At 36.6% G+C, this 26216-nt stretch carries 34 protein-coding genes and 3 pseudogenes; all 37 read right to left on the bottom strand.

Going from position 1 to position 26216, the window contains the following annotated elements; all coding sequences use genetic code 11:
* Positions 1 to 10 precede the first annotated feature (10 nt).
* Entirely contained in the window at positions 11 to 493 is a 483-nt protein-coding gene (locus HHK02_RS01140; RefSeq protein WP_117115131.1) for a heavy metal-binding domain-containing protein, read from the bottom strand.
* Positions 494 to 2431, bottom strand: coding sequence for an NAD(P)/FAD-dependent oxidoreductase (locus tag HHK02_RS01135; protein ID WP_086142056.1), 1938 nt, complete (start codon positions 2429 to 2431; stop codon positions 494 to 496).
* Positions 2432 to 3004 (bottom strand): TetR/AcrR family transcriptional regulator, encoded by a 573-nt coding sequence (locus HHK02_RS01130; RefSeq protein ID WP_181462615.1) that lies wholly within the window; start codon positions 3002 to 3004, stop codon positions 2432 to 2434.
* Positions 3005 to 3127, bottom strand: a complete 123-nt coding sequence (locus HHK02_RS12835) for a DotU family type IV/VI secretion system protein (RefSeq protein WP_263851075.1) — start codon at positions 3125 to 3127, stop codon at positions 3005 to 3007. It abuts the gene before it with no gap.
* A complete protein-coding gene (locus HHK02_RS01125) occupies positions 3128 to 4009 on the bottom strand; it encodes a hypothetical protein (RefSeq protein WP_181462614.1) in 882 nt (293 codons plus the stop codon).
* Positions 4010 to 4255: a hypothetical protein gene (locus HHK02_RS01120; RefSeq protein WP_181462613.1), complete on the bottom strand. Its 246-nt coding sequence runs from the start codon at positions 4253 to 4255 to the stop codon at positions 4010 to 4012.
* Positions 4256 to 7147: a DNA methyltransferase gene (locus HHK02_RS01115; RefSeq protein WP_181462612.1), complete on the bottom strand. Its 2892-nt coding sequence runs from the start codon at positions 7145 to 7147 to the stop codon at positions 4256 to 4258.
* Entirely contained in the window at positions 7148 to 7537 is a 390-nt protein-coding gene (locus HHK02_RS01110; protein ID WP_181462611.1) for a hypothetical protein, read from the bottom strand.
* A complete protein-coding gene (locus tag HHK02_RS01105) occupies positions 7538 to 7972 on the bottom strand; it encodes a hypothetical protein (RefSeq protein WP_181462610.1) in 435 nt (144 codons plus the stop codon).
* Positions 7973 to 8230: 258 nt separating this feature from the next.
* On the bottom strand, positions 8231 to 8824 hold the full coding sequence (locus tag HHK02_RS01100) for a tyrosine-type recombinase/integrase (protein ID WP_181462609.1): 594 nt from the start codon (positions 8822 to 8824) through the stop codon (positions 8231 to 8233).
* Positions 8825 to 9418, bottom strand: a complete 594-nt coding sequence (gene apf / locus HHK02_RS01095; RefSeq protein ID WP_003676631.1) for an aggregation-promoting factor — start codon at positions 9416 to 9418, stop codon at positions 8825 to 8827.
* A complete protein-coding gene (locus HHK02_RS01090; protein WP_181462608.1) occupies positions 9419 to 10009 on the bottom strand; it encodes a thymidine kinase in 591 nt (196 codons plus the stop codon).
* Positions 10010 to 10372, bottom strand: coding sequence for a hypothetical protein (locus tag HHK02_RS01085; protein WP_003676633.1), 363 nt, complete (start codon positions 10370 to 10372; stop codon positions 10010 to 10012).
* Positions 10373 to 11530, bottom strand: a complete 1158-nt coding sequence (locus HHK02_RS01080; protein WP_181462607.1) for a phosphatidylglycerophosphatase A family protein — start codon at positions 11528 to 11530, stop codon at positions 10373 to 10375. It abuts the gene before it with no gap.
* A complete protein-coding gene (locus HHK02_RS01075) occupies positions 11531 to 11935 on the bottom strand; it encodes a hypothetical protein (protein WP_087214335.1) in 405 nt (134 codons plus the stop codon).
* Positions 11936 to 12349 (bottom strand): hypothetical protein, encoded by a 414-nt coding sequence (locus HHK02_RS01070; protein ID WP_181462606.1) that lies wholly within the window; start codon positions 12347 to 12349, stop codon positions 11936 to 11938.
* The gene (locus tag HHK02_RS01065) at positions 12350 to 12517 is read right to left on the bottom strand and encodes a hypothetical protein (protein WP_181462605.1); all 168 of its coding nucleotides are present in this window, start codon (positions 12515 to 12517) and stop codon (positions 12350 to 12352) included.
* 117 nt (positions 12518 to 12634) lie between these two features.
* On the bottom strand, positions 12635 to 12913 hold the full coding sequence (locus tag HHK02_RS01060) for a DUF6275 family protein (RefSeq protein WP_181462604.1): 279 nt from the start codon (positions 12911 to 12913) through the stop codon (positions 12635 to 12637).
* Positions 12914 to 13195 (bottom strand): hypothetical protein, encoded by a 282-nt coding sequence (locus tag HHK02_RS01055; protein WP_181462603.1) that lies wholly within the window; start codon positions 13193 to 13195, stop codon positions 12914 to 12916. It abuts the gene before it with no gap.
* Positions 13196 to 13339, bottom strand: a complete 144-nt coding sequence (locus tag HHK02_RS01050) for a hypothetical protein (protein WP_003676647.1) — start codon at positions 13337 to 13339, stop codon at positions 13196 to 13198.
* A complete protein-coding gene (locus tag HHK02_RS01045) occupies positions 13340 to 13609 on the bottom strand; it encodes a DUF6440 family protein (RefSeq protein ID WP_181462602.1) in 270 nt (89 codons plus the stop codon).
* Complete coding sequence (locus tag HHK02_RS01040; RefSeq protein ID WP_181462601.1) at positions 13610 to 14875, bottom strand: DNA cytosine methyltransferase; 1266 nt, start codon at positions 14873 to 14875, stop codon at positions 13610 to 13612.
* A complete protein-coding gene (locus HHK02_RS01035) occupies positions 14876 to 15193 on the bottom strand; it encodes a hypothetical protein (protein WP_181462600.1) in 318 nt (105 codons plus the stop codon). It abuts the gene before it with no gap.
* Positions 15194 to 15685: a DUF1064 domain-containing protein gene (locus HHK02_RS01030; protein WP_181462599.1), complete on the bottom strand. Its 492-nt coding sequence runs from the start codon at positions 15683 to 15685 to the stop codon at positions 15194 to 15196.
* The gene (locus tag HHK02_RS01025; protein WP_181462598.1) at positions 15686 to 17050 is read right to left on the bottom strand and encodes an ATP-dependent DNA ligase; all 1365 of its coding nucleotides are present in this window, start codon (positions 17048 to 17050) and stop codon (positions 15686 to 15688) included. It abuts the gene before it with no gap.
* Positions 17051 to 17479, bottom strand: a complete 429-nt coding sequence (locus HHK02_RS01020; protein WP_181462597.1) for a hypothetical protein — start codon at positions 17477 to 17479, stop codon at positions 17051 to 17053. It lies immediately after the preceding gene.
* Positions 17480 to 20806, bottom strand: coding sequence for a PHP domain-containing protein (locus HHK02_RS01015; protein ID WP_181462596.1), 3327 nt, complete (start codon positions 20804 to 20806; stop codon positions 17480 to 17482).
* Entirely contained in the window at positions 20807 to 21997 is a 1191-nt protein-coding gene (locus HHK02_RS01010) for a PD-(D/E)XK nuclease family protein (protein ID WP_181462595.1), read from the bottom strand.
* Entirely contained in the window at positions 21998 to 23047 is a 1050-nt protein-coding gene (locus HHK02_RS01005; protein WP_181462594.1) for a DNA primase, read from the bottom strand.
* Positions 23048 to 23560: a hypothetical protein gene (locus HHK02_RS01000; RefSeq protein WP_181462593.1), complete on the bottom strand. Its 513-nt coding sequence runs from the start codon at positions 23558 to 23560 to the stop codon at positions 23048 to 23050. It abuts the gene before it with no gap.
* Positions 23561 to 23728, bottom strand: a complete 168-nt coding sequence (locus HHK02_RS00995) for a hypothetical protein (protein WP_181462592.1) — start codon at positions 23726 to 23728, stop codon at positions 23561 to 23563. It lies immediately after the preceding gene.
* Positions 23729 to 23741: 13 nt separating this feature from the next.
* On the bottom strand, positions 23742 to 23876 hold the full coding sequence (locus HHK02_RS12830) for a hypothetical protein (protein ID WP_269204224.1): 135 nt from the start codon (positions 23874 to 23876) through the stop codon (positions 23742 to 23744).
* A 46-nt stretch (positions 23877 to 23922) separates the two neighbouring features.
* Positions 23923 to 24051, bottom strand: a pseudogene (locus HHK02_RS00990) (IS30 family transposase); the annotation flags it as partial.
* Positions 24045 to 24521 (bottom strand): annotated as a pseudogene (locus HHK02_RS00985) (helix-turn-helix domain-containing protein); the annotation flags it as partial. The pseudogenes HHK02_RS00985 and HHK02_RS00990, both read right to left, overlap by 7 nt.
* A 173-nt stretch (positions 24522 to 24694) precedes the next feature.
* Positions 24695 to 25525: pseudogene (locus tag HHK02_RS00980) on the bottom strand (transporter substrate-binding domain-containing protein); the annotation flags it as partial.
* A complete protein-coding gene (rpsU, locus tag HHK02_RS00975; RefSeq protein ID WP_003665847.1) occupies positions 25526 to 25717 on the bottom strand; it encodes a 30S ribosomal protein S21 in 192 nt (63 codons plus the stop codon). It abuts the pseudogene before it with no gap.
* A complete protein-coding gene (locus HHK02_RS00970; RefSeq protein WP_003665848.1) occupies positions 25718 to 26164 on the bottom strand; it encodes a GatB/YqeY domain-containing protein in 447 nt (148 codons plus the stop codon). It abuts the gene before it with no gap.
* Positions 26165 to 26216: the final 52 nt, after the last annotated feature.

Here is a 26216-nt window from a genome sequence, read left to right as displayed (position 1 = left end):
TTAGGAACATTCATTGTTCTATAAACTTAATTGCTGTTCCATAAGCACTAAAAGTAAGCATATTATCGCTGTTTCCAATTCCAGAAGCACTTTGATTTAATCTCATAGCGATAACCGCATCGGCTCCTTGATTGGCAGCATCAATCTTCATACGTCTAACTGCCAGAGTTTTTGCAGTCATATTCATTTTAGAATATCCACCAAGTTCACCACCGATAAGGTTTTTGGCGCTTGCTCCAAAATCGCTAAGAGCATTTTTTGAGGCAACAAAGACTCCAAAGGCGTCTCCAATTACTTCGTAGTCTTTGTGTGGATAATGATCAGAAGTTATTGCTATCATTTCATCTGCCGCTAAGACTACCTGCTTATCCTCTTCAGATAAAGAGTCAAAATTCTCTTTTTCTTTTTCGTATAATCTCTTTTGGGCGTGATCTTGAAAATCGGAAGCAATTCCTTTAACGTTTGTTTTAAGTGCGTTAAATAGTTCAGACATTTATAGTTGTTTAGCAGCGATATAACCCTCGTGAATTGCATCATAAATCTGACGAACATACTTTGAGTCTCCAACATTGAAAACTTGCATATTTGTTTCTTCAGTTAAGCGGTCATAAAGTTCATGTTGTGGAATAAATCCTGCCGCAGAAATAAGCATATCAGCAGGAATCATTTTTTGATTTCCAAAACGATCAACTAAAGTTAGCTTCTTATCAGTTAAACTAGTCGGTCTTAACCCTGTTAACACCTTAATATTGGTTTTGCTAATAGCGTATGCATAAGCACGACTACTAGATGATGTTGCTTGATGAGACAAAAAATGATCGGTAACTTCAACAATTGTTACATTCTTACCAGATTTATTTAATTCTAGAGCAGTTTCAGCACCGGTAATACCTCCACCTATAACAACAATATTCTGACCATTTGCTTTTTGACTACCATTAAGATAATCCATTGCTGAAATAATTGAAGCACCATTTTTTGCACCATTAATTTTTAAGTTACGTTCTTTACCACCAATAGCAACTACACAAGCATCAAAATTATCGGCTTTTATCTTGTCTACAGTAGCTGTTTCATCAATAACAGATATGTTTTTATTATGAGCAATTTCATGGTGATAATATTTTATTAGGTTATTAATGTTTCGCTTATTATCTGGGACGGCCGCTTCAATCATCGCGCCACCAAGCGCTCTCTTTTCATATAGAGTAACCTTATGTCCGCGCTGAGCAGCGACTAGTGCCGCTTCGCAGCCCCCTGGCCCTGCACCAACAACGGCTACTTTCTTGGCTTCCTTCGCCTTGGTATGATCATCATTTTCGAAATGGTACAAAGATGGATTAACGGCACAGTGAATAACATTATTACTTAATAAGCCACGATCTAAGCATCCGACTAGGCAGTTAATGCAGGGAACTATATCTTCAGGATGACCTTCCTGTGCTTTCTTAGCCCACATCGGATCTGCCAACAGTGAACGACCAAGCGCAACGAAATCTCCGGCTCCCTTTTCGAGCGCATCTTCAGCTTCGATAGGTGTAAAAATATTATGTCCTGCAAAGCAAGGAATGCTTACCGCATCTTGAATAGCTTTGGTTTCTTTATTATTAAATTCATTTGGCATTAAAAATTCACGGTCCGAAGTTGCATGTGTACCACAGATTAGATTAATGTGCGAACACCCTGCTTTTTCAAGTGCTTTTGCTACTTGGATTGTTTCATCTAATGTAATTCCAGCAGGTTCCCAATCTTCTGTAGATAGTTTTACGCCAACTGGAAAGTTAGTCCCGCATTTCTGCTTAATATTTTGAATGATCTCTAAAAGGAATCGCATTCGGTTATGTAATGACCCACCGTACATATCGGTTCTTTGATTATCATGTGGCGAAAGGAAATTAGTTGGTAAGCATCCTGCAGCACCATGAATTTCTAAAATTTGAAAACCGGCCTTTTTACAACGTAAGGCTGCATCACCAAATTTTTCCACTAGGGAATGAATTTCATCAATTGTTAATGCACGCGGTAATTTTGCACCATGTTGATACCAAGGCTCATAAGTTACTGGTGAAGCAGCAACTACGTCCTCGCTTCCAACAAAACCAGCGTCACGACCGGGGTGAGCAATCTGCATTCCAGCTACTGCCCCATTTAGTTTGACAGCATCGGCTAGGCGAGATAATCCAGGAATAAAACGATCATCATCAGCTCGTAACCCGCAAGATGTCATAGCAACAGGAGTAACGTTATCCATAAAAATTAGACCAGCACCGCCCTTAGCTGCTTGTGCATATGCCTTAATTTGATCCTCACTTACAGAACCATCAGGATTACCAAGGTATGTGCCCATAGAATTGCGAACAATCCGATTTTTTATCTCCACGTTACCTATCTTCCCATGCCTAAATAACTTTGGGAAATATTGATTTTTCATCTAATCAATGCTTGAGACGATTCCTTCATTAATCGTTGTTGTAACCACATTTATAAAGTCCATTTTGCTCATGCGATGGTTATTATAAGTATGCCACCATTTAATGGATGTTAGGATGTTGTTGGCAATTAAAGTGCAATAAAAGCTTTTAACAAGAGAATCTTTTTTATCCGTTTTTTTTATTAAAACGTCATGAAGTTCCGTTACCATACCATCAAAAAGTATGGATGATAGTTGGCAAGAATGAATAATCAATAAGGTCCTCTTATTTTGATCAAAAAAATCAATAATTGGATTTATCGCCTTTTCAATTGCGGCAATAGATCCGATGCTTACTAATTCAAAAAAATCAGGGGAAAGAGTAGCTTTGTATTCTCTTAATAAATTGTTAATAATACTATAAAAAAGATCGTATTTATCTGTGTAATTTCGATAAAAAGTGCTTTTATTTATCCGTGCACGAGATGTAATTGCTTTTACAGTAATTTTTTCAAAGTCTTGTTCTGCCATTATATTAATAAAAGTATTTTGAATATTCTCTTTTGTTTTAATTATTCGAATATCTTCAGTCATTTAAATAATCAAAGTACAGGAGGCATATTTCGCTACGGCAAGCTCGTTTTTCGCTGAGTTCGCTGAGATGGCCTTTTCAGTAAAGTCCGTAATATCCGCTTTAACCTGCTGTTCCACTTCCATTTAGTTGCCAAGTAAATCTTTGATACTTACAGTGTGGGCATCATTCTTCCCGTCAGCAGTTGTATCACCATCAGCTTGTGTCCAGTAAGTAACTGTATCTCCATTAATTTGGAATTCGACAGTACTATCAGCACTGTGATATTCGTTACTTACATAATAACTATCTCCATTTTGTTCAACAGAATCAACTTGTTCAGATGGGAAAACTCGGGCATAAACAGCTTTACCAATTTCGTCTGGATCGGCTGATGTAGATGAAGAATCGCTATCGCTATTTGAAGAAGAATTATTGCTGCCGTTTGACGACGAATCATTATCAGGTTTAGTATAGCCGCTCTCTTGAATGCCTTTCTGGTCAGAGTCTTTAGCCTTGTTAAACATATCCATGAAATCAGAATATGTCATAGACGATTGCTTTGTGTTTACATCTGCACTCCAACTATATTTAGCATTCTTAGAATTAGAATAGGTATATAATTTGTTACCACTAAGTTTTGCTTTGATGGTGTAATAGTCATTATCATACACATCATGCATTTTAAGTTCAAACATATTATTACCTAATGATTTCCATGTACCTCGATCGGCTTCACCATACCAAAGATCTGTGTCACTATTTTGGTTTGTTGAATTTACTTGAGGCGTACAATGCAAGAGCTTACCGTTTTTCTTAAAGTACCAGTAACTAGGCTGAGGTGTTCCATCATCTGTTTTATTGTATTTATCGCTTATCTTATAAACACCGGTAAGCGCTTGCTTTTCCTCTTGAGATTGTGGACCAGTTTTAGATCCCTGACTTTTGCCATTAGTACTACTACATCCAACAAGACCAATAGTAACCAAGAGTAATAATGGAATTATCCATTTATGTTTAATTTTCATTTAGAAGGCTAGTAGAATTAAATCTATGAAAACAGCTACCAAACATGCAGCTATCCCTATATAACCCCAGAAAATAACCTTCTTACTTCCTTTACCAAAGTTTTGTGTAAATTCTCTTACTAGGATAAGGCACCCAATTATATTAATCACAGGCGCAATATTCTCTTTGTGAATGAAGAAACTGCTGAAAAGTATTAATACTACAGCTGTAATCGTCCAAATTAATGTTATTGTTGATTTTTGCATCTAATCCTCCGTTTTGGTTAATTCTTCATACATTTCAAATAGCCGCTGCACAATCTCTTGTTCGGTTGCGCTTGACTTCAATCCATATGCTTTAAGAACAGCTTTATCATTTTCTTCGTGAGCTCTGCGGAGTTCAACTGGCATCGTCAGTGGATCATATAAATCGGCAAGCGAACTATCTGGATAGATGTTGCGGGCATCAAGGATGGCCTGAGCTGTTTTAGAAATCTTTTGTTTTTGTGCATCGCTTAACATAGGCCATGGGAAGTTATTGTATACAACTCTCCCACTATACCTATAATCAGATTTCAGTCTTCCGGCCACCAAACGCATCCAAGACATATGTGTTGACGATTCCAATACACCAAATTCGGCTAACGAAGTCATTTCTGTTATAGATACAGCATCACTTGCAATGATTGAATCGTTAATTATTCCCATCGGAATGTACTCTCTACGCTGTGATGAAACACGAGGTATTACAATATAATTGGTTTTTTCTTTTTGAGGTGTCGAAAAAAACAGGGCAGGTGTATTAGCCTTTTGGCGTGTCGGCTTAGCACTACTTTTGCTTCTAAATTCCTTAACCGCTTGCAATTTATCGTGTATTTTTCTGTTGTTTGCATATAATGACGGGCTAACATTGCGGAGCCATAAGCAATAACGAGACTCATCATTATGAAGATAATCTCTTGCTCCTAGATAGGGCTTTATTACTTTTGACAGATTTGTGTCTTGACTCATCAAACTATCCGCCTCTTCTTTTGATAAGATCAGGTTTCCGCCATCGGATGGTTGATTCCCCTTAGTCAGTGTATTATGACCTGAAATCGGGTGTCCAATACTCTTAATGTAGATATTCGAAGAGTCGGTTAAATAACCTGATATATTCTTAGAGATAGTAGGCCTGCCACTTTCGTCAAATATGATTTTATTTACTTCACTTTTAACTGAGAACCCAACAATTATCACATGAACATGTGCCTTGTTTTGCGCCTCATTATTCCACACAAATGTCCGATAGGCAAAACTTATAATGATTCCGTAATCATGATTCAAAGTATCCCAAATATTTGCCGCTTGCTCACCTTGAGAAATAGAATTGGTAGAAACAAAAGCGCAAGATATCGTGGATCCTTGAATGAATCTTGCAGACTTAAAATACCAACCTGCAACATAATCTATTTTCTTTACGCCTCTTACCGGCTTGTCTTTGATTGACAGACATACGTCCCTCAAGTCATCTTTTTGCTCATCTGTCATCATAGAGGAACCTATAAATGGAGGATTCCCCATAATATAGTCCAGCTCATATGGCTTAACAATGTCAGACCAATTCATGCGAAGAGCGTTTCCTTCGTAAATAGAGTCATTGCTATCCAATGGCAGGAAATCGTCTTGAGAATAAATAATGTCCTGAGACTGTTCCCACATTTGGCTTTCAGCAATCCACATTGCTGTCCGAGCAACTGAAACGGCAAAATCATTAATTTCAATGCCATAATAGTTCTGAATTTTGACTTTAACTCGAATATCGCTATCAGTATTTAATAGCATGTTATTACCAACAATAATCTTGAGACATTCATTCTCGAGTTTACGCAAGGACAAATATGTTTCGGTAAGGAAATTCCCAGAACCACAAGCGGGGTCAAGGAATTTAAGTTTAGCTATCTTATCTTGGAATTCTCTAGCCGCGTCAACTCGTTGGTTGACGTTAGGCATGTTTTGAATTTTATCAAACTCATTACGTAAGTCGTCTAAGAACAGTGGATCAATAACCTTGTGGATGTTTTCAATCGAAGTATAGTGCATACCGCCTGATCGACGTGTTTCTGGATTCAGTGTAGACTCAAATACCGCACCAAAAATGGTTGGACTAATATCAGACCAATTAAAACCCTTACCAGCCTCATTTACAATGAGATCTTTTAATTCTTGGGTGAATTGAGGGATAGTAACATTCTCATTACTAAACATTCCACCGTTAACATACTTAAATTGAAGATATTCCTGGTCCAAGAATTCATCACGTTCGCCCTTGTCGGGGTCCTTATCAAGCGTCTCAAATAGCGTGATAAGGGCTGGACGAATATCACGTGGTTCACGTCGTTCCAGGAAGTTCTGAAACATGTTTTCTTGTCCCAAAATACCTGTATCATCAGCGTATAGAAGGAATACTAATCGAACAATCAACATATTCAAACTGCTTTGAATCTTGGGGTCATCAATATTAGCATGTAGCGAGTAGGCTTTAGATAACTCATCATAAATCTTTGCTACCAAGTTACCCGCATCAACTGACAGTTGCTTTTCATCAATAATTTGCTGTTGATTAGTATCAACCATGAAGTCGAGAGCCTTATAATTAGTCGCTAAGTCTTTAAGCATAATAACTTTTGGATCAGCTAAAGGCTTATTCATGTCATGAATATCTATTTCTACAAAGTTAGATATAACAATCCATCGTGGCTGTTCGTTTTGTGGCAAGAAGTTAGCATAACGTTTTGCTTGTTCGTATGGTGTAAGCATATCTCCACCAGATTGAACGATTGGTTTAGTAAGGTCTTTCTTGTTGCTTCCTTTCATTTCCCACATAACCTTAGTAGAAGGAATGTAACCATCAATCCGCCGAGTGGTAACTTCCCCATCAGCTTTAACTTGAACATCCTTCTCATATTGGATATATTGTGTTGGCTGTTCAATACCACATACTCTTCTCAATAGATCATCTATAAACGGTTGTCGGTTAGCATCTTCCTTGATAATTCCATTGTTATCTTTATCGACCCATTCATCAACAAATTCTTCAACAACCTGTCGCCGCGTCTTATGTGTCTGGTTTTTACGGTTATTGGTACCGTAGAAAGTTTGCGTGCTACTTTTTGTCATTTAATAAGTGTTTTTCCACCAATCTACTGTAGATTTTTCATTGTATATTCTATTTCCAAATTTTTTCATAAACCATTTAACCTGTTCTGGCGTATAGCCTCTAAAAACCATGGGTAACTTGTTCCATTTATTATAAATAGAAAAGAGAAATAGGATATATTCTTTACTATCGATATCTTTAGCGGGAATTTCGCTTATTATGGTGTACGAAATCGCTGTACCCAAGGCAGCGAAAGTGTCTAAACTCATTTTATAGGTAAGATGATACCCATCAAGGTTAGTGGTGAACACGAATAAAGCTTGTTTCTTTCGTGGATTATATATTTCTTCTATTTTTCTATTGGCCCTTCGTAATAATTTTTTAGTAGGATTTAAAATTGGTCCTTTCAACTAAAAGAAATCATGCATATAGATGTATTGGTGACTTGGGGTACTAATCTCGTAATCAAAATAGTCGTGATATCGACGGATTCTTTCCCATTGAGCATTCCTAAAAGCTTGTTCTTCGGGTATATTCTTTGCTTTTGCTGCTTCAAGAGCCTTGCTAATTTCTTCTAAAGATAGTTTTACGTCTTTTAGTTCTACCTCAATAATGGCAAGAGTTTGGCTTCGAAGACTTTCCTCTAATTTCGAAGGTAAATTTTCTTCTTTTAACATATGGTCACGCATATAATTCATTAGTTTGACTATCTTTGTTGCTTGCTCTTTGTTGTAGACATAAGCTGAATCAACTTTTGTATATTTTTCTGATCGTATAAATCCGGCAACTTTACTGATATAAGTACCTGACTCTTCATCCAAAACACGGTATATCTTATTACTCATCTATTTTTCGAACTGTTTAAGCGTCCTCCAAAATATCCGAATCAATGCGCATTGAAGAATGAATATAATTACTACTGGAATGCTTACATGTCCAATAACAAATAACTCTGTTGAGACAAGAGCTAAAACAACAACGCTTAAACTCATTTGTGCAATAGCAATCCAATGCTTTTTCTTCCTATTAAAAAGTGAAGTAGCAATTATTTGAAATAGAATAATGAGACTTATAAGTCCCTGCAAAATATATAATGGCTGCATTTAACCGAAATTAATCTTATCTAATAGTCTTTCTCGAGATACTTGATCTAATCCCAAATATCTCAGGGTCATTTCTTCTGATGAATGGTTAAGTAATGACATGACTAATCCGATATTATAATTACTCTGTACATAAACTCGATATGCTCCAGTCTTTCTCATGGTGTGTGTTCCCAGATATGGAATGTCCAGGAGATCTCCAACTTTATGCATAATCGTATAATACCTTCTTTCATCGATATGTTTATTTGGCCTGGTAGTCGATGGAAATAGCCATGGCGTAGTTTGATAATAATTATTTTCTTCTAACCATTTTTTGTAATTCTCTAAATCTTCACGGACAGGTTTTAAATACAACGTATTTTGCTTGCCCGTTTTCTTATCTTTAATAAATGCGTTTCTTTTTACCTCGCCATATTTATCATAGATATCTTCTTGTTTTAATCTGAGTACATCACTTACTCGAAGTAAGGTTGCTTTTCCTACTTGGAATATAGTGTAGTTTCTAACACCAGCTTTAAAGTTATTTAATAACGTATCTTGTACTTCAGATAACACATAAGAGTCTTTTATAGGCAAGACTAACTGTTTCATCTAGTAGAATGAATTTTGTTGCCAAAATAATTTGGCCGCAGTCCACGAACCGTATCTTTGCGCAACATATCGATCAGCTGTAGCTTCTTGATTTTCAGGGCTTAGATCTCCGTTAAGGTATGAGACATCAAGCTGAAATTTACCATAGTACCGCGAATTTGCAGCAGTATAACTACCACCAGATTCACGTTGTGCAATCCAAGCCTTTGCCTCAGCCTCTGAACCTGAGGCATAGATACCTGATACACCACTTGCTACAGATGTTTGTTGATTAACTGGTGTGTTATTAGTTGTAGTATTTTGTTGGTCGCTAGTTGGTGTAGTTACAGGGTTCGTTACATGATTATCGGTATCTTGCCCGTTTACATCGGTGTTCTTTACACCAGGCATAACAACCAACTTATCTCCTACGTGAATTAAATGTTTGTTTGCAATATGATTATCACGCACAAGAGTATCAACGTCCGTTCCGTGCTTTTGAGCGATGGCAGATAATGTGTCACCCGCTTCTACTTGCACGTGGTTGCTGTCAATAGTTGTGTCGGCATTTGCTGTTGTTCCTGTTGCTACAAGACCTAGTGCCAATGCTCCCATTCATACTTCCTTTTCTTTATTTTTCTTAGTTACTTTAATTACTGGATTTGTGTAATGGTAGCGGCAAACCGAAATATATTCCTGATCACCAATTTGAATTTGATCTCCATCATAAACTGGAGCGCCATCTACCATTCTCAAGTTCATTGTTGCTTTATGATCACACCATTGACAAACTGTTTTGATTTCCTCTAACTTGTCGGCCACTTCAAACAATGTTTTTGATCCTTCAAATAAGTTACATTGAAAATCGGTTCGTAAACCATAACAGATGATTGGAATATTATATGTGTCAACAATATTAGCTAAATCAACGACTTGCTGTGCAGTTAAGAATTCGGCTTCGTCGATTAAAATACAGTGTGGCCAAACAGTTCTTCCTTCTGTATCCAGCTTCAATGATTTTGTAATCAATTCAATTACGTTATCTTCTGGTTTAATTGGTTGTGCTTCACAACTTAATCCTACTCGACTAGAAACCTTTCCAACGCCATAGCGATCATCTATGGCACTGGTCATGATCAAAACATCTTTATCTTGTTCTTGGTAATTGTGAGCTGTGGTTAGCAAGGACAATGATTTGCCTCGCATTTAAATCACATGTAATTCTTCAAATAAGTCTGCTGCTGGGAACATGCGGAATGCTGGATGCGCACGTAAGAAATCACGCAGTTCTGTTGCATTCATTTCAACATACTCATAGTTATCTTGGTCTCCACCTTCTGTACAAACCAAGAATTCCAATTCCGTTGCATCAAAATCTGGGTCTTCAAAATCATAGTCTTCTGGATTTTGCACAACAAGTGGATACATATGGAATCCCTTCCAGAAGAATAATGGTTTCTTACGTTTATCGTCTTGATCTTCTGAATAGCCCTGGGTTGTAAAAATGTAGCCGTAAATATTATCTGGGCTCAATTTCATATCAATGTTTTCTTGTGTTTCGTTATTCATTTATTCATTAGCATCGTCCTTTCGATTATCTTTTTCGGCGCGCAACATATCACTTAGACTATCTAGTGATCCAGACTTCATTAATGAGCTGAAGTGTTCCATGAATAATGGGGTAATTGTAGCAAGCGCCTTGGCCATTTCACTCATATCGAGTTCATTGTCTTCGTCATCTGCTTCTTCTAAATCGTTACTGTCCTCTGGATATGGATATAGGTCATGTTCAAATACGAATTGAGCAATCATTTGTGCCGTGTCAACAAACTCACTAGACGAATCGACTTCAAGATATACGTAGTCAAGGAAGTGTTCTAAATCGACGAAAATTACATCGACTAATTCCATTTGATTATCTAATAGGTCAATAGCTAGTTGCCAAGCAAACTCTTCATCCATGCCTACTTTCAAGTTAACATAATAATCATGATTAAATTCTTCTTCTAATCTATCTGCGAGTTCACGCGATTCATTAATTGTTTTTCCTAAATCATTTGCAAAATTATTTAGATCCCAATTAGGGAATTTGTGATCACTCTTAATAGGCTTTGCAAAATAACGTAGATCGCCTTGGGGTCTCACTTCTTTACCGTTTACCACAAACTTGAGTTCTTTAAATTCATCATTAATTTGTTTACCTTCTACGGTATTGTCTTCAAGTTCTAGCTTGGAGCCATGACCACAGCGACCAATTACTGCCGAAGCAAGAGCTAAAGCCAAATCATCTGCGAATGTATTAACTTGACCGTTACTATTATCAAGCTGGGCAGCAATACCAGGTTTATTTTTATCGGTATAGCCATAGTTGGTTACTGCAATAGAACCATAAAGCTGTGAAAGGCTTAAACTAAGGCTCTCATCCACTCCAAAAACCCCAGAATCGTTGGCAACAATGGATTGAAGCGGTTCTGGTAACAATCCATCTTGAGCCAAATTGTCTAAGGCAAACCCTGTCGCAAGAATATTCAATACTTCTCGCTTCTTTAATACTTCGTCTAATTCCTTGCCGAAATCTTCTACGGTTAATTCCGGTAAGTATTGGTGTTGCATTTCGTATGCAATTTCACCAATTGTTTCATTATTAATATGTCGTTTATGTAGTTCATTTAATACCCAATCATATAATTCACGATCAGGGTACTTAAATCCTTTAGTTGCTACCATTTATAACTCTACCTTAGGCTTAAACCCTTGAATGCCTTGTGTAATTGAGTCAATGTTCCCAAATGGGTTTTTAATTGTTGGAATGTCATTTGCATCCAAGTCTGGGACATTAGCACTGTGAATTTCAATATCATCTAACTTTTTAACCAACTCATAAGCATTCGTCATAAATACTAATAAGTTGTCATTAATCTTAAACGTATCTTTACCTGTAGAATAAATTCCACCGGGACGAATAGTTAAAATATGCCGTAGAGAATCTGCGCCCCAACTACCTATAATCATTACAATATCTGTATTGTCTGCGTGCTTTCCTACAGCAGCATACTCAACTTGTTCCTTGTTAAATTTTCTAATTAGTTTTGTTAATTTCTTTCTTATTTTCGCAATATCGTCTTTTGCCATCTAATCCGCCCAAACAATAGAAATGAATGTTAAAGTAATTCCCAACATAACTCCACATAAAAAGTTTGGATTTACTGTAATTGCTAAAGTTACGCTGATAGGAACGAGGAGCAACGATAATGTGAATCCAATCTTTACTAATAGATCGTTCCAATCTACGCCCTCTTTCTCATCTAAGCGACGGCCACAGTGATAACAATAATTAAGTGTATTGGGAATCTTGTATGTGAAACTATAATCTCCATCAACCCCGTCATAGCAGTTGAGGATAGCTTCAAATGTTCGATCAGGCTTTATAAATAGTTCTACGTCGTTATCTGAACTGATAATAGTGTCTAATGGATCGCTATCAGGATCAGTAGCGTCAACAAAATGACAATATGGACATTTTGTTCCAAATAATTTAGTTGACATTTACAAGGCTGCGTGTACTACACAAAGAAGCATAAAAATGATAAGGGCAAAAGTTCCAAGCCCTAAAATAAAATGACCTGATGACATGAATGCACCACATAATATGAACAGTGAAAAGAAGAAAACTCCACCAATAGTCCATACTAAAATTTCTAATAAGTCGTACATTTATTGATGGGTTGTCATATGAATATTTTTGATTTTTGTCATCTTATTGATAGCAGAATCAAGAGTGTACCTAGAGGAAATTGGAGTGACACGAGTGAATAAATGGGAAATATTCATCTACTCATTCTCATTCACCTTGATGCAAACATTCTCTTCCTTGTTATATACGTCTAGGTACAATTCACCCTTATCACCGTTATATGTGATTTCGTAATAATGTTGATCATATGGATCAGAAACACCTAATAATGCTTTGTGATTTTGTAATATTTTCGTATACCAAGCGACAAAAACTTTTGGTGAGTCGGGAAACGCAGCAAAATTATTGATTATTCTATCCCTATAGTTCTCAAAGACTTTCGCCTTTGCTACTGCAATAAATTCCTCGTTAGTCATTCATTCTTCCACCCCCTTCAAATCTCTTCCACACATAGGACAAAAATTAAATTCTACAAGTACACCGACCTTATTCCCATAATCGGGACAAATTTCAAAAATATCATCTTCCTCATTTATACAAGAGTGACTCAACACAATATGCTTTGTAGCGAGTGTCGAATTCCAATTATCTGTAAAGGTATAAATTGGATCTGACTTATGACAATAAGGACAATTTGTTGCTGTTAATGTATGAATATTTTTAATTTTCTTCTCTCTAGTTAAAGTTTTAGAAACCATTTAGAAACCATGCTTTACTGCTACCTTGAGTAAGTCTTGCGTCTTAGCATTACCTAAACGAATTGAACGACCTTGTTCATTAGTAATCATGTTAATTCCGTTGCTACGTAAGTATTTCTTAATTTGTGCTTTTAATCCTGTCATTTATTTTGTCATTGGCTTTCCATTTGCGTTTAACCGTGGAGTAACAGAGATACCATCACCATTCTTTACTACAATATATTGAACATGGGTTTCTTTATCTACAGCTAGTCCTGAACGGTAAATAAACGCCCAACCACCAATTGACTTTAACGGTGAATCTTCATCTGCATATACTGTCTTATTAGTGCAAGTACCAATAAAGATTCCAACTAATAAAACCGCAGGTAAAATGATAATTTTATACTTGTTATTCTTTAACCAGTTTTTCATTTATTCTTTAACCAGTTTTTCATTTAATTTCTCTCCAATTGCTTCGACGATTGGTACTGTTACCGCATTACCGGCTTGTTTATAAAGCTGACTATTACTTACTCCAGCTTCCTTTGCTTTGTTAAACTGTTCATCTGTGAACCCTTGCAATCTCCAACATTCAAGTGGAGTCAATTTTCTAATAACATATGTTTTACCGTTACTAAGCAAAATCCCATGACGATCGGCCGCAGTTAACGTGAAACTTGGCTCATCATTGTTCTTAAAACGCCGTCCATTCTGCCGTTTATTAACTCTATCAGGAGTTAAACATGGTTCGACTAAAACTTTTGGTTCTCTTCCACCACCCTGCATCGTATTTAATGTAGGGGATAATCCAGACTCATCATAAACACGTCCTGTTTGAGGATTTCCTCCAAAGCTAGTTGAATGACTAATATTTCCAACCTGCTTTACTTCGGTGGCGACTTTAACTGGATGTCTATAATTGGTAGCAGTTAATGTCTTTGATACTCCGTCTTCCTGTAACACGTCTTCACTGCCATGTCCTGTGTTTGAAGTGTTCCCAAAAATTTTGACTTTACCAGTATTCAAAAAGGTGGATTTTTTATCGTTGACTAGTAATTGTTCCACCTTATCTTTAGAAAGGTAAAACTTGCTATCTACACTAGTTTCAAGCACATCACGTAGAACGTTGTACTTTCGCTTCTTCTCTAGTTCACCGCGATTGATAGGAAAGACGGGTTTATATTCTATGCCGCGCTTGTGCCCAATGATGTATACCCGTTCACGGTTTTGAGGGATAACCCAGCTGGAATTAAACACTTCCCATTCGACATCATACCCAGCTTCGTCCATTTCATAGAGAACTCGGAAGAAGTCAAATCCTTTGTTTGAACCAAGAAGGTTTTTAACATTTTCCATGAGGAGATAGGAAGGTTTCTCTTCCCAAGTTCTGTCTTTAAGGAGTCTGATAACTTCAAAGAACATGCTTGATTGTTCTCCTTGGAGTCCTTTTCGATTGCCGGCCAAACTGATGTTGGTGCATGGACTACCGAACGCCCAGAGGTCTGCTTTTGGGAGTTCTTTTCCATCTTTAATTGATTTAATGTCATTAGCTGTATACTTCCCTTCTGTGTCATACATTGCTTCATATGATTGACGAGCAAATTTATCCCATTCAACCCAACCGACCATTTCGTGCCCGGCATTCTCTAAACCAGAATGGAAACCGCCAATTCCGGCAAAAAAGTCGATAAACTTCATTTAAGCTGTTGCTAAAGCTGCACTCGAATCATCGCTATCATCAGATTCATCTTCATATTTATCCTGTTCAGTAATGGCTCTCATAACGGCTATATCAAGTACATTTAGCTCCTTAGCACTTCTCCATACTGCATAAATTGGAGCTGCGTGATCCATATCTTTGGCAAATTCGTATGAATTACCTACTTGAACCACTGCTTCTGCAATTGTTTCGTAACCATAGTCATTTTTGTATTCAATAATCTTTTCAGACAATTCTCGGGTAACGTTTTTCTTAGCATTTCGTTTACCGAATGTCTTCCCCCAAATTGAAGCCAATCAACCCTTCAAATTCGAAAAAGCTTCCTTTACTAATTCAGATGTGTCATACGTCAAATTTTCTCTAATAAGTGGGTCAAATTTCTTCGTAGTCCCCATGATCTTCACTCGAAAGTCATGAACTCTTGGAACAATAACTTCAACGGGAACTTTGTATTTATCAGCAAATAATTTGAATCGTAACGCTGCGGCAGAATCAATAGCGAATTGAGTAAATCCTGATTTAATATCAATTACATGCTTCATTCCACCATCTTTGTTATAAAGAACAAAGTCCGGTGTATAAATACTCGACCTAAGTCTTAAATCACCATTTTGTAGTTCGATAATAGGATGCAACTTAAATCCTTTATGCACTTCGAACTTTAATCCAGATGGCTTAACAAAATTTTCGTAAAAGTTATATTCCTTAATTGAATCAAACTTATAGCCATCTTTTTCTATTTTTTGTCCAAACCATGTTCCTGCTTTATTCTTCGCTATGTAAGACATCTAAACCTCATATGAAATATCGGCAGGTGTCTTGTCAAATCTTACTGAGAGAAATGTGGGAAAACGAAGACTGATATCGTCGTTCTTCTGGTTATGTGTTTCTTCAAAATAGCTAATATCAACTATCTTGCCAATAATCTCATCTGGATTATTCCAATAGCATTCTCTATCAGCATCCGTAAATCCAGACCCGACACGAATATCATATCCTTTGTAATCAACAATAATTCCGCCAAGGGTTCCTTTAAACTTGCCGGTCCCCTCGAATATATCCTTCACCAAGACGTCAGCATCAAAGAACTCCTTAATTTTAAGCAATCCACTTGTTCGCTTGGTTACATAATATTCATTATTAAGATTTAGCATAAGCCCTTCCCAACCATTTGGCTCTACTAGGTTTTGTTGTAAATCTTTAATCACTGAAATATCAGAACCCACATATAAATCTCTAACAAGATGAATGTGATCAATTGATTGTGGTTCATTGTAATCAAAGTCACTAAAAGCCATCGTCAAGAAGCTTTTACGATCGTCAAATGTATTTTCAGACTTACCTTCCTCAAACTCCTTAGTAGGCAGCGCGTCAAAGACATTATATTGAATATCACTCTTATCGGCAGTCTCACTACGTAATATACGTGAGGTGGCACGGAACAAATCTTTTGTTTCCATATTTTCATCATTAGATAACAATAGTTCTCCGTCTAATACATAGTCCTCAGCGCCATAATTTCCAAGCAATTCAGCAAGCTTTAATGCTTGTTCTGTTTGTATCTCTAATCTATGAATAGGTAATCCCTTACGCGTATAGAATTGCCCCTTGCCATTCTTAACAATGAACACAGCTCTATGACCGTCTAATTTTTGAGTTAAGGTAAATTCGTTGCCTGGAACCTTTTCTGTATACTTATGATACGGATGTGCTAACTGAATATTAAATTCACGGATAAATCCCTTGCCTAGCGCTTTATTAATAGTTTTAGCCGTGATACCGATCTTTAATTCTTTACCAAAAATTTGATAGATAAACTGCTTAGTGTCATCATCAAATAATGAAGCAAAGTCTTGAATCAAGTATACAGTGGATAGGGTCCCGGTATTATGTTCCGTTATATAATTCATCAAACCATCGAGAGTATAGTCACCAGTATAATCCGTGGCCACAACACTTGATCTTGGGGTTTCATTCAACATTTTTACTGATAATCCTGTACGAATAAAGTCGTCATAGACAAACTTTAATAGCTTTTTGAACTCTTCATTATCCGCATTCTTCTTTAAGATAGTAATTTTGTTGTTATTAGAGCTCTCCGCACTAATTTCATCAACAATTGCTTTTAAGTCATTAATGATTGTTTCTATCATTTATTCAAATTCGTCCGCTAATTCTTCGATAAAGCCCTCTTCGTCATTATCTTCTAGTTCTTCGTCTATGCGAACTACTGTAATATTTTCTCCTTTGAGAGTATCTAGGCCTTCTTCGTTTAATTCCTCTATAGACGGCCAATCATAGATTTCAATTGGAGAATCGCCATCTTCAAGATAATTAAGTTCCAAGATCCAGCAGATGCTACGTTCAACCTTACATAGCATCACATTAGCTGTTTCAGTCTTAGTTATCTTGCGCAATAAAGCATTCATCTTAGCGTAGCAATCACAGTAAGCCTTGTAGCCTTCCAATGATTTTGTTTTAAGTAATGCTGTACGCAAATCGTACAACTGTTGCACAACTGCAATTAATTCTTCGCTTGCGTTAAACCATTCGTTAGTAATAGTAATCTGGAAAGTCTTCATTTAATTAGCCTTGTTAACATGTTCAAAACTGTCGATCCATAAGTCCTTGTCAGTCCTACTCTTCACCCATTTACCGTCCTGCATAATAGTCTTTGGTCGAGCTGTAGTATCACCAACTTTGATGAGATCTCCTTTTGCGATACTACTTGAGTTATAAAGTCTTTTAGAGACAAACGCTTTGACTTCTTTCCCATGTTTAATTGAGTACAGTCCTACAATGACTTTATTACTTCTTACTATTAGACTGGTAATAAAAGCATAATTAGATGGAATATTACTATTAGTAGTTAGGCATCTACCTAGTAAATCATATTCGTTTTGTAGCGTAGTAATTAATGGGAAGTCATCATCGTCTAACGACTTTTCATATTCTAAGCATTCGTGATATTTTTGGCTTTTACCAACGAATCTCTTATTTTTAGGCTTGTAAGTTTTATGAAACTTTTCATAAACAGATTTTAACTTCTTCGGCGAACCAAAATCAGAGAAGAAATTCAGCAATATTAAGTTTAACAAGTCACGTTGTGTAACTGCAAACGCCTGATTGTATCTAGTGGTTACTGTATCCGACTTGACTTTCACTAACTTATCCAATTGTTTTAATTCATCTTCATTGAACGAATTGTAAAGCTCTTTTATATCATATGTTCCGGGCTTTAAGTTTCCGTCAATACTTTTAATACTTACTTGTGAATTATCATAGATATCCATTAATAAATCCGTAAAAGTTTTATTTTGCTTATCGTGTAATAAGTATAATTGATCTCCCACATCGCTTGATACGCCTTTAACGGAAGTCGTTCCTTCGTAAATAGTTTTCGAGTTCTTCTCTAGGTAATATCCACTTTTTGACTTACCAAACTCAAATGATTTTAATTGAATATTATGTTCTTTAGCAAAACTAATTACGCGATTAAGTTTATCTTGCTTACCTTCCCAAATCTGGAATGCTGCCGTACACCATTCTAGTGGGTAGTAATAACGCAACCAAGTCGAAATATAACCAATATACGAATAGGCCATTGAGTGATTGATGGAGAAACCATAATTGGCCGCATCCATGAAAACCTGAATGAAGTCATCAGCTATTTTTTCAGCGTGCTCTGGTGAATCATTGTATTTTGTAACCATAGTATTAATAAAATCTTTATGTATCTTTGGGACTTCTTCGTCAATGACCGACTTGATCTTATGGCCCACCGCACGTCTTAGAACGTCTGCCTCGCCTGCACTTCGACCGCAAAATTCAACCAAGAATTGAATTAATTGCTCTTGATAAACTAGCTGTCCTAATGTTGGAGCTAAGAACTTATTTAGTGCTGAATGATTATTATCTTTAAATCGTCCATGAGTAACCGCATCAACATAACTTGAACCTGCTGGGCGTTGTCCTGCATTAACGAGGCTCAGTAAGTCCATGTATTTAACATCTTTACCCGCTTCGTTAGAGTGAATATTTCGAATAGTTTCTGAAGATAACATATCACGCAGTAATTTACCTGCACGATCTCCTTCCATTTGGAATACACCAATGTTGTTTTCTCTCATTGAATTCCATACGGCTTCGTCTTCAAAATCAATAAAATCACTATCTGGTGTGGGGAATGGAATCCCTGCTAATTCAGCGGTACGTGAGATTAACCCTATATTATCTAGTCCTAATACGTCATACTTAATATTTTTCAAATATTCGATTTCTCCCATGTCTATCTGGGTTACTGGATAATCCCAGCCAGAAATAGTCTGTACTCCAAGCGTATCGTCAATGGTATTTGTATCAATAATTATACCTGCGGCATGGCGTCCAAACGAATCGATTACACCAACTACCTTTTTAGCGTCATCAATCAATTGTTGATGTTCTTCATACACTTCGGTTGGGACAACACCATCATCACCAATCTGGTTGCGAATCGATTGAATATATGCTGGTTTACCAGCATAACGATCCATACCATCCGCGACTGCTTTAATGGCAGCTTTTAGTCCATAGGTGTTAGCGGTCATAATTGACGCGGCGTGCCATTTAGGATTAGTTAAAATCCATTGTTGCACCCACTTTTGGTCCTTGCTAAATGCGTCTACATCAATATCGGGAAGGCTAACACGTTCTGGGTTCATAAATCGTTCAAAATTCAATCCCAATTTTAGTGAATCCATCTCTGTTTGACCACATAGATAGGCAATCAAAGATCCACCAACACTACCACGTCCAGGGCCAAAATGAATACCATGCTCTTTAGCCGCATTGATAATATCTTGGTGTGATAACATGTAATCAATCGCACCATTATGCTTATAGACACTATATTCATGATTAACACGATTAATATACGCTCGGCGTTCATCTGTAGGGAGCTTATCTATACCTCGTTTTAGCAGCCCATGTTTAATTCTTCTTTGAAATTCTTGTTCTGGATTATCATACAATTGTGGATACTTAGGATTTCTATCTAATTCGAAATTTTCAACAGAATTAACAATATCAACAGTGGCGTCCAATGCCTTTTGGATGCTCTCTTGTGTTAATACTCCCTGTTTGTTGAATTCATCAACCATCTCAGAGCGAGTCTTACACCACAATTCGAATTGATCATCATTGTCATAACCATTTCGCTTGCCCTTCTTAATAATCTTGCGCAAACGATCATGGTCCTGATCCAAAGCATGAATATCGTTAGAGGCAACAAGTTGTAAATTATACTGATTAGCATAACCTTGTAAAACACTATTTAATTCCGCTTGCTCCACATTGTCATGAGGTTGAACTTCAAGATAAACGTTATCGCGATTATTTCGGGCTAATTCTATCCATTGTTGTAATACATTATTGCGACTCGTTCTCTCTTCATCGCTCATATCAGAAGAGACTAAGTTTTGAGCAATTGGTCCAGCAAGACAAGCGGTGGTTATAATAATATTTCCATTTGAGACAACTTGTTGAAGTTCATCAAAAGTGATTCTTCCGTGATAATAGAAATGTCCATCGTCACGATTAAATGACTTTGAGGATAAGCGATTAATCTCTTTAACGCCATCATAATTTTTGGCAATCATAATAGTATGATATCCACGATTTTTATCTTCTAAATCCATCGTAGTATAGCCTTCCATGCCATGAATGTACTTTAACCCTGTTGCTTCAATGTCTCGTTTCCTTTGAACCCATCCACTGATATTTCCGTGGTTGGTAATACATACCGCTGGTAAATTATATTTCTTTGCATATTTGATATAGTCCTTAGTACTCGTCACAATTTCAAAATACCCACCAGCATTCGAAAAATAATCGTGTTGATGTAATGATACCCAATAATTGTAGCTCATCTAAGCAAATAACTCTTTCATAAGGGTTTCGTCATTTCGTTCCTTATTGTCAGATTTAAATAAATCTAGAATATTATTACCCTTATTTTCAATCTTAAATTCTGACTGTGGTTTACCAATTAACGTCTTCTCTTGTTCCAAGAACTTAGCAGAAGTGTGATATGCACATAATTTTTTATCGTAGTAATCATCTGGATTATAATGATGATTCACATCAGCAAAACTATCTTGCGCATCTGGTGATAATTGTTCTAACTCAATGATTTCATCACATTGTTTTTCAATCTTTCTCAACAAATCATTACAGTCGTCTTCATTAATATCTAACTCAATATAATAATTAGTTATATAAAATTGGTCTTGAACCTCTTTAGGAAGGTTGTCCATATTATTCGCAAGTGAAGCAATTTGAATCAATTTTCTTGCTTCTTCTTTATCTATACCTAATTTCTTTAACTTGGTTTCCAATTTCTTTTGCATTTTTAGAACCCAAATCGAACGTTCTTGCACACTGGTGTTCCATTTACCATTTTCTTGCTTATAATGGACAGTTACATATTTCATCATGTCAAAGCGTGCCTTGATTTTTTCATAAGGAATGTTTTCCTGTTGATGAATACCAATGGAATATAGCATTAATTGCATAGACTTTTCTGGCAGCTTTGATTTCGAGAAGCTAGATTTACTAGAAGACTTATAATCTACTAAGACTACATTACCTTCTTTGTCGATGTATTCAGTATCAATATATCCGACAAATACATAATGAGGCTTTTCTTTTGTCCCACCAACTTTAGTCATAACTGGTAATTCTGTGTGGAATTTACTTCCTTCCGGAATATTTGTATGAGTAAAGTAATGACCGAGATTTCCAATATAACCTTGTTTAATCTTCTCAGTATCAAATCTTAATCCATCGGGGTCATTCTCCCAACGTTTTACGAAGTTATCCCATAAAGATTTAGCTGAAGTTAAATCAAATTCTTTTTTAGTCAGTCCTTCAGTAATGTCATGGACTTCACTACCAAAAATCGTGTAAACATTATCTGTTCGTGGTACATCATGACGGAGGTATAGATGCACATATTCCTGAATGCAATTGTGAAATGTTTGAAGGCGTGAGAAGCTCCAAATTCTATCTACCCCGTATTTCTTTTCCAAGGCTTTTCTTTGTTCTTTATTTAATCTCAATCAATTAATAACTTTCCTCCATTTCAATAAGTGATCCCAAATCACTTTACCCTTATCTATTGGCGAGTCTTTTTCACCCAAAATATTGTAACTATCAAATATATAACTTGTTTTGCGGAACGGAGAGAACTTCTTAGCTTGACTCAAAATATATTCTTCTCCCTCTTGTTCCTTAGTCATTACGTCATGATCAAATGCAATAATTACTTCCCCATCGACAGGTAACTTGCGTAAAACAAAATCAACTTGCTGTTCGCTGATTGAGTGTCCACCCAAGGCAACTGACACCCCATCTCCTCGGCTCAAAGTAAACTCCTTTAATACTGACTTTTCAGCCTCAAATAAGATTATCCGTTTATGATCATTAATATTTTGACAAGACTGATTATATCCATACAGATTTAATAGTTTGTAATAATCCTTAATGTAATTCAGATACTTTGGTGTCCCTGTTAATTCAAGTTCGGCTTTAGACATAGTTGATCGCCCTTGAATACCCACAACTTTGTCAAATTCATTCCAATCATAATGTGGGAAAACAACTCGATCTAAGTGTGGATCGTACATAACATCAAAACGTCTAGCAATATCCGGGGAGATCCCTTCTTCAATTACCGATGCATGAATTCCGTTGACAAATTTATTTAAAACCCCTTTGTCATATAACTTATTATTTGTTATCCGACGATGTTGAGTATTAGAGTTTTTCGACAACTTCTTTAAAGTCGCCAATGGATCAAATGAGTTGGCAACATGATTGCTAGACAGTCCCAATAAGCTATGGATATAACTCATCACTTCATAAAATTGCTTTTCAAGAACAACGCCTAGGGCTCCAAAGATATCCCCGGAATACCCCAATTCAAACAGCGATGTATTTAACGAATTATTAAGTCTAATCATGACACCCGTAGGATTAGTGTAATTAGGCAAGGCGCACCTAATTTCTTCGGCTCGCTCCCGGAAATCATGAAATCCAGCATTGCGTAAAATTATGTAAAGTCTTTCTGTATCAGCTAGTATGTATTCCTTTAATTCCTTTGCCTGCAATTAAAAAGTTGGGTACTTCTTCTTCTTTTTTATTAGGAAACGTTTATATGCATATAGCGACGATAGGAGTCTTTTCTGTAGAAATTTATACATACTACCAATTGTTATAACGATTACAAGAAATATTATGATTGAAAATAATAAACGTAGGTCCTTTAAAATAAATCTTTCCAAGTCAGACATGGCACCTACATTTGCTGCGGAGACAAGGCCTCCAAAAAAACTATTTCCCAGATCTTTTAGAAGTTTCTTTTCTATGTGATTATCGGCATTACAATATAAAATTATTGCGCTTAATATTACTGAAAGAAGAGCTATTATAATTGATAATAGATTAATAATAGGACTTATGTATGAAGTATTAACCCTAGTCTTTAACTCTTCGATAAGAAGAGAGACTTCTTCTTCAGAAATATTATTCTCTTCCAAGCGCCGATATAACGTTTTCCTCCTAACTAAAATAGAAGAGTGGCTACAGATATAATCATCAAGAGTTTTATAGCTTTTTTTCAACTAAATACCTATATTCTTATTTGACTGGTTTCCACCATCTTGGAATGCAAATCCCTCTGTGCTGTAAACTACCCAGTTGTTATTCGCAGCACCATTAATTACTACCTTGGAAACTGTATCTGGGATAGTAATCACATTGTTGGCGATTCTATTGTAGTCACCCCTCATAATAAGAATTCCACTAAATACCTATATTCTTATTTGACTGGTTTCCACCATCTTGGAATGCAAATCCCTCTGTGCTGTAAACTACCCAGTTGTTATTCGCAGCACCATTAATTACTACCTTGGAAACTGTATCTGGGATAGTAATCACATTGTTGGCGATTCTATTGTAGTCACCCCTCATAATAAGAATTCCTGATCCACTGATACAAAGTCACAACAGACTTAGGGATCAGTGAATCATCACTCATCAAATCACGTGCCTTATAAATAGCTGCTTGAGGAGAGTAACGATGCTCATCAAATTCACCAAGCATTAATTGGTCCACTGATACAAAGTCACAACAGACTTAGGGATCAGTGAATCATCACTCATCAAATCACGTGCCTTATAAATAGCTGCTTGAGGAGAGTAACGATGCTCATCAAATTCACCAAGCATTAATTGGTCGGCCAATTGTAAAAAACGCTTTGAGCGGTAATATAAACGAGGACGACCAGACCGTTGGTGGCATTTAAGATAAATATTCTGACCAGCTTCATAACTGTAGATGTGATAAGGGTAATCGTAAGTCTTACCATTGAATTTTTGACGACGAATTTGGCGAACTGTACCACGTTTAAGCTCATTATTAATGGTTTGGTGGTTCACTCCTAATTGACGACCGATTGCGCGATTGGAAAGTCCTTGCGACTTTAAAGTCGCAATCATCACTCGCTCTTCTTTAGTAAGGTGTGCATATTTGCGATGGGTGGCCAAAAAGTTAGTGGGCATGGTATCATTTAAGTGCGTCATCATGGTATCATTTAAGTGCGTCATTTGACGGACATCCTTTCATATAGGTTTGATTCACTTAATATGATACCTGATGTCACGCCGAATGGCGTTTTTGCATTTACCACCAATTAGGTGGCTAACTTCATTCTATAATCCACCATTTAGGTGGCTAACTTCATTCTATAATCCACCATCCATTTTTTATTAATTAGTTGTTCTTTATTAACTTTTTTAATTGTCTGGTTGGCGGCATTGACTAACGAGGTATCACCTTTAGGAAAGGCCATGGCAATTCCGCCAGCAGTATTTGGCAATTTCGAATTAAAGGCATAAAGATTTGAATTATTGGCAGCGTAGGCTTTAGCAGTTGCAGCATCCATTAAAATCCCATCGTATTTATGAGATTGAAGCCCAATGACTAAGGAAGAAAGTTTAGCAAGCCCTTTGCCTTTTGCTTTAGGCATTTCCTTTGAAATTAGGGTTGATTGGAGCGTACCGTTTTGTGCTCCCACATTTTTCCCATTAAAACTTTTGACATTAACTAGCTTATCTTTATCTCCTTTATTAATTAAAAAGTAACTATCACCGGAATAATATGTATTTGAGAAGTCAACGCTCTTTTTTCGTTCAGCCGTAACGTTCATTCCCGAAATAATAGCATCAATTTTACCTGTTTCTAGCGCAACTAGAAGTGAGTCAAAGTCCATGTTTTTAATAACTAGTTTTACTCCTAAGTCTTTAGCAAATTGTTTAGCAAGGGAAACTTCAAAACCGACATATTTAGTTTTTCCATTTTCTTTGGTTGTGAATTCGTAGGGTGGATAATCAGCACTCATTCCCACAACCAATGTTCCTTTTTGTTTAATCTTTTGCACTGAATCATTGCTAGCGACTTGCGATGGATTATTGGTTGATGAAGAGCTAGTTGAACTGCTCTCGTTAGCAGCTAATGCAGTAATAGGTGTACATAATATCGGAAACGCAATTACCATTAGCAGTAATAAATGTTTAAAACCTTTCATTTAGTAACGACGACCGCGCTTATTCTTACGCTTCCGTGCCGCTTCAGATTTCAACTTGCGTTTTACACTTGGCTTTTCGTAAAATTCACGTTTACGATATTCTTGCAATGTTCCGTTACGTGAAACTGAACGTTTAAAGCGTCGAAGAGCGTCGTCTAAAGATTCATTCTTACGAACGACTGTTTTTGACATTTACTTACTCAATTGTTCTTTTACAACCTGGTTAACTAATTTTCCATCTGCTTGACCTTGAACTTTGGGCATAACTGACCCCATTACTTGTCCGAAGTTCTTCATACTAGAAGCATTAAGCTCATCAATTACTTCCTTAACAATCTTAGTAACTTCATCTTTTGATAACTGCTTTGGCATATACTTTTCAACAATTGCTAATTCATTTTTAGCTTGGTTGATCAGATCTTCTCGTCCAGCTTTTTCAAATTCTTCAAGCGATTCTTTACGCTGTTTATATTCACGTGCCATTACCGCAATTTCTTCATTAGCGCTCAAATCGTGGCCAAGTTCAATTTGTTCATTTTGAACTGCTGCTTTAAGCATCCGGACAACGTTTAATGTTTCCTTATCACGATTCTTCATTGCTGATACCATGTCTGACGTTAATTGTTGTAGTAAGCTCATGGAGCGAGACAAAAGTCACTTGTGACTTCGTTTTTCGACGCGAAGCTAGCCT

This window comes from Limosilactobacillus reuteri, assembly GCF_013694365.1.
Taxonomy (GTDB): Bacteria; Bacillota; Bacilli; order Lactobacillales; family Lactobacillaceae; genus Limosilactobacillus; species Limosilactobacillus reuteri_E.
The sequence above is the reverse complement of the archived record's forward strand: the minus strand, read 5'-3'. Positions and strand labels throughout refer to the sequence as shown.

What these genes read in the sequence shown, in the direction of transcription:
- HHK02_RS01030 (WP_181462599.1), bottom strand. Translation starts at nt 15,685, where the DNA reads ATGTCTTACATAGCGAAGAATAAAGCAGGAACATGGTTTGGACAAAAA.
- HHK02_RS12835 (WP_263851075.1), bottom strand. Translation starts at nt 3,127, where the DNA reads ATGGAAGTGGAACAGCAGGTTAAAGCGGATATTACGGACTTTACTGAA.
- HHK02_RS01080 (WP_181462607.1), bottom strand. Translation starts at nt 11,530, where the DNA reads ATGGTAGCAACTAAAGGATTTAAGTACCCTGATCGTGAATTATATGAT.
- HHK02_RS01130 (WP_181462615.1), bottom strand. Translation starts at nt 3,004, where the DNA reads ATGACTGAAGATATTCGAATAATTAAAACAAAAGAGAATATTCAAAAT.
- HHK02_RS01120 (WP_181462613.1), bottom strand. Translation starts at nt 4,255, where the DNA reads ATGCAAAAATCAACAATAACATTAATTTGGACGATTACAGCTGTAGTA.
- HHK02_RS01085 (WP_003676633.1), bottom strand. Translation starts at nt 10,372, where the DNA reads ATGAATAACGAAACACAAGAAAACATTGATATGAAATTGAGCCCAGAT.
- HHK02_RS01055 (WP_181462603.1), bottom strand. Translation starts at nt 13,195, where the DNA reads ATGGTTTCTAAAACTTTAACTAGAGAGAAGAAAATTAAAAATATTCAT.
- HHK02_RS00970 (WP_003665848.1), bottom strand. Translation starts at nt 26,164, where the DNA reads ATGAGCTTACTACAACAATTAACGTCAGACATGGTATCAGCAATGAAG.
- HHK02_RS01135 (WP_086142056.1), bottom strand. Translation starts at nt 2,431, where the DNA reads ATGAAAAATCAATATTTCCCAAAGTTATTTAGGCATGGGAAGATAGGT.
- apf (WP_003676631.1), bottom strand. Translation starts at nt 9,418, where the DNA reads ATGGGAGCATTGGCACTAGGTCTTGTAGCAACAGGAACAACAGCAAAT.
- HHK02_RS01075 (WP_087214335.1), bottom strand. Translation starts at nt 11,935, where the DNA reads ATGGCAAAAGACGATATTGCGAAAATAAGAAAGAAATTAACAAAACTA.
- HHK02_RS00995 (WP_181462592.1), bottom strand. Translation starts at nt 23,728, where the DNA reads ATGAGGGGTGACTACAATAGAATCGCCAACAATGTGATTACTATCCCA.
- HHK02_RS01015 (WP_181462596.1), bottom strand. Translation starts at nt 20,806, where the DNA reads ATGAGCTACAATTATTGGGTATCATTACATCAACACGATTATTTTTCG.
- rpsU (WP_003665847.1), bottom strand. Translation starts at nt 25,717, where the DNA reads ATGTCAAAAACAGTCGTTCGTAAGAATGAATCTTTAGACGACGCTCTT.
- HHK02_RS01105 (WP_181462610.1), bottom strand. Translation starts at nt 7,972, where the DNA reads ATGAGTAATAAGATATACCGTGTTTTGGATGAAGAGTCAGGTACTTAT.
- HHK02_RS01070 (WP_181462606.1), bottom strand. Translation starts at nt 12,349, where the DNA reads ATGTCAACTAAATTATTTGGAACAAAATGTCCATATTGTCATTTTGTT.
- HHK02_RS01125 (WP_181462614.1), bottom strand. Translation starts at nt 4,009, where the DNA reads ATGAAAATTAAACATAAATGGATAATTCCATTATTACTCTTGGTTACT.
- HHK02_RS01065 (WP_181462605.1), bottom strand. Translation starts at nt 12,517, where the DNA reads ATGTACGACTTATTAGAAATTTTAGTATGGACTATTGGTGGAGTTTTC.
- HHK02_RS01115 (WP_181462612.1), bottom strand. Translation starts at nt 7,147, where the DNA reads ATGACAAAAAGTAGCACGCAAACTTTCTACGGTACCAATAACCGTAAA.
- HHK02_RS01050 (WP_003676647.1), bottom strand. Translation starts at nt 13,339, where the DNA reads ATGACAGGATTAAAAGCACAAATTAAGAAATACTTACGTAGCAACGGA.
- HHK02_RS01045 (WP_181462602.1), bottom strand. Translation starts at nt 13,609, where the DNA reads ATGAAAAACTGGTTAAAGAATAACAAGTATAAAATTATCATTTTACCT.
- HHK02_RS01100 (WP_181462609.1), bottom strand. Translation starts at nt 8,824, where the DNA reads ATGAAACAGTTAGTCTTGCCTATAAAAGACTCTTATGTGTTATCTGAA.
- HHK02_RS01090 (WP_181462608.1), bottom strand. Translation starts at nt 10,009, where the DNA reads ATGCGAGGCAAATCATTGTCCTTGCTAACCACAGCTCACAATTACCAA.
- HHK02_RS01020 (WP_181462597.1), bottom strand. Translation starts at nt 17,479, where the DNA reads ATGAAGACTTTCCAGATTACTATTACTAACGAATGGTTTAACGCAAGC.
- HHK02_RS01040 (WP_181462601.1), bottom strand. Translation starts at nt 14,875, where the DNA reads ATGAAGTTTATCGACTTTTTTGCCGGAATTGGCGGTTTCCATTCTGGT.
- HHK02_RS01025 (WP_181462598.1), bottom strand. Translation starts at nt 17,050, where the DNA reads ATGATAGAAACAATCATTAATGACTTAAAAGCAATTGTTGATGAAATT.
- HHK02_RS01060 (WP_181462604.1), bottom strand. Translation starts at nt 12,913, where the DNA reads ATGACTAACGAGGAATTTATTGCAGTAGCAAAGGCGAAAGTCTTTGAG.
- HHK02_RS01140 (WP_117115131.1), bottom strand. Translation starts at nt 493, where the DNA reads ATGTCTGAACTATTTAACGCACTTAAAACAAACGTTAAAGGAATTGCT.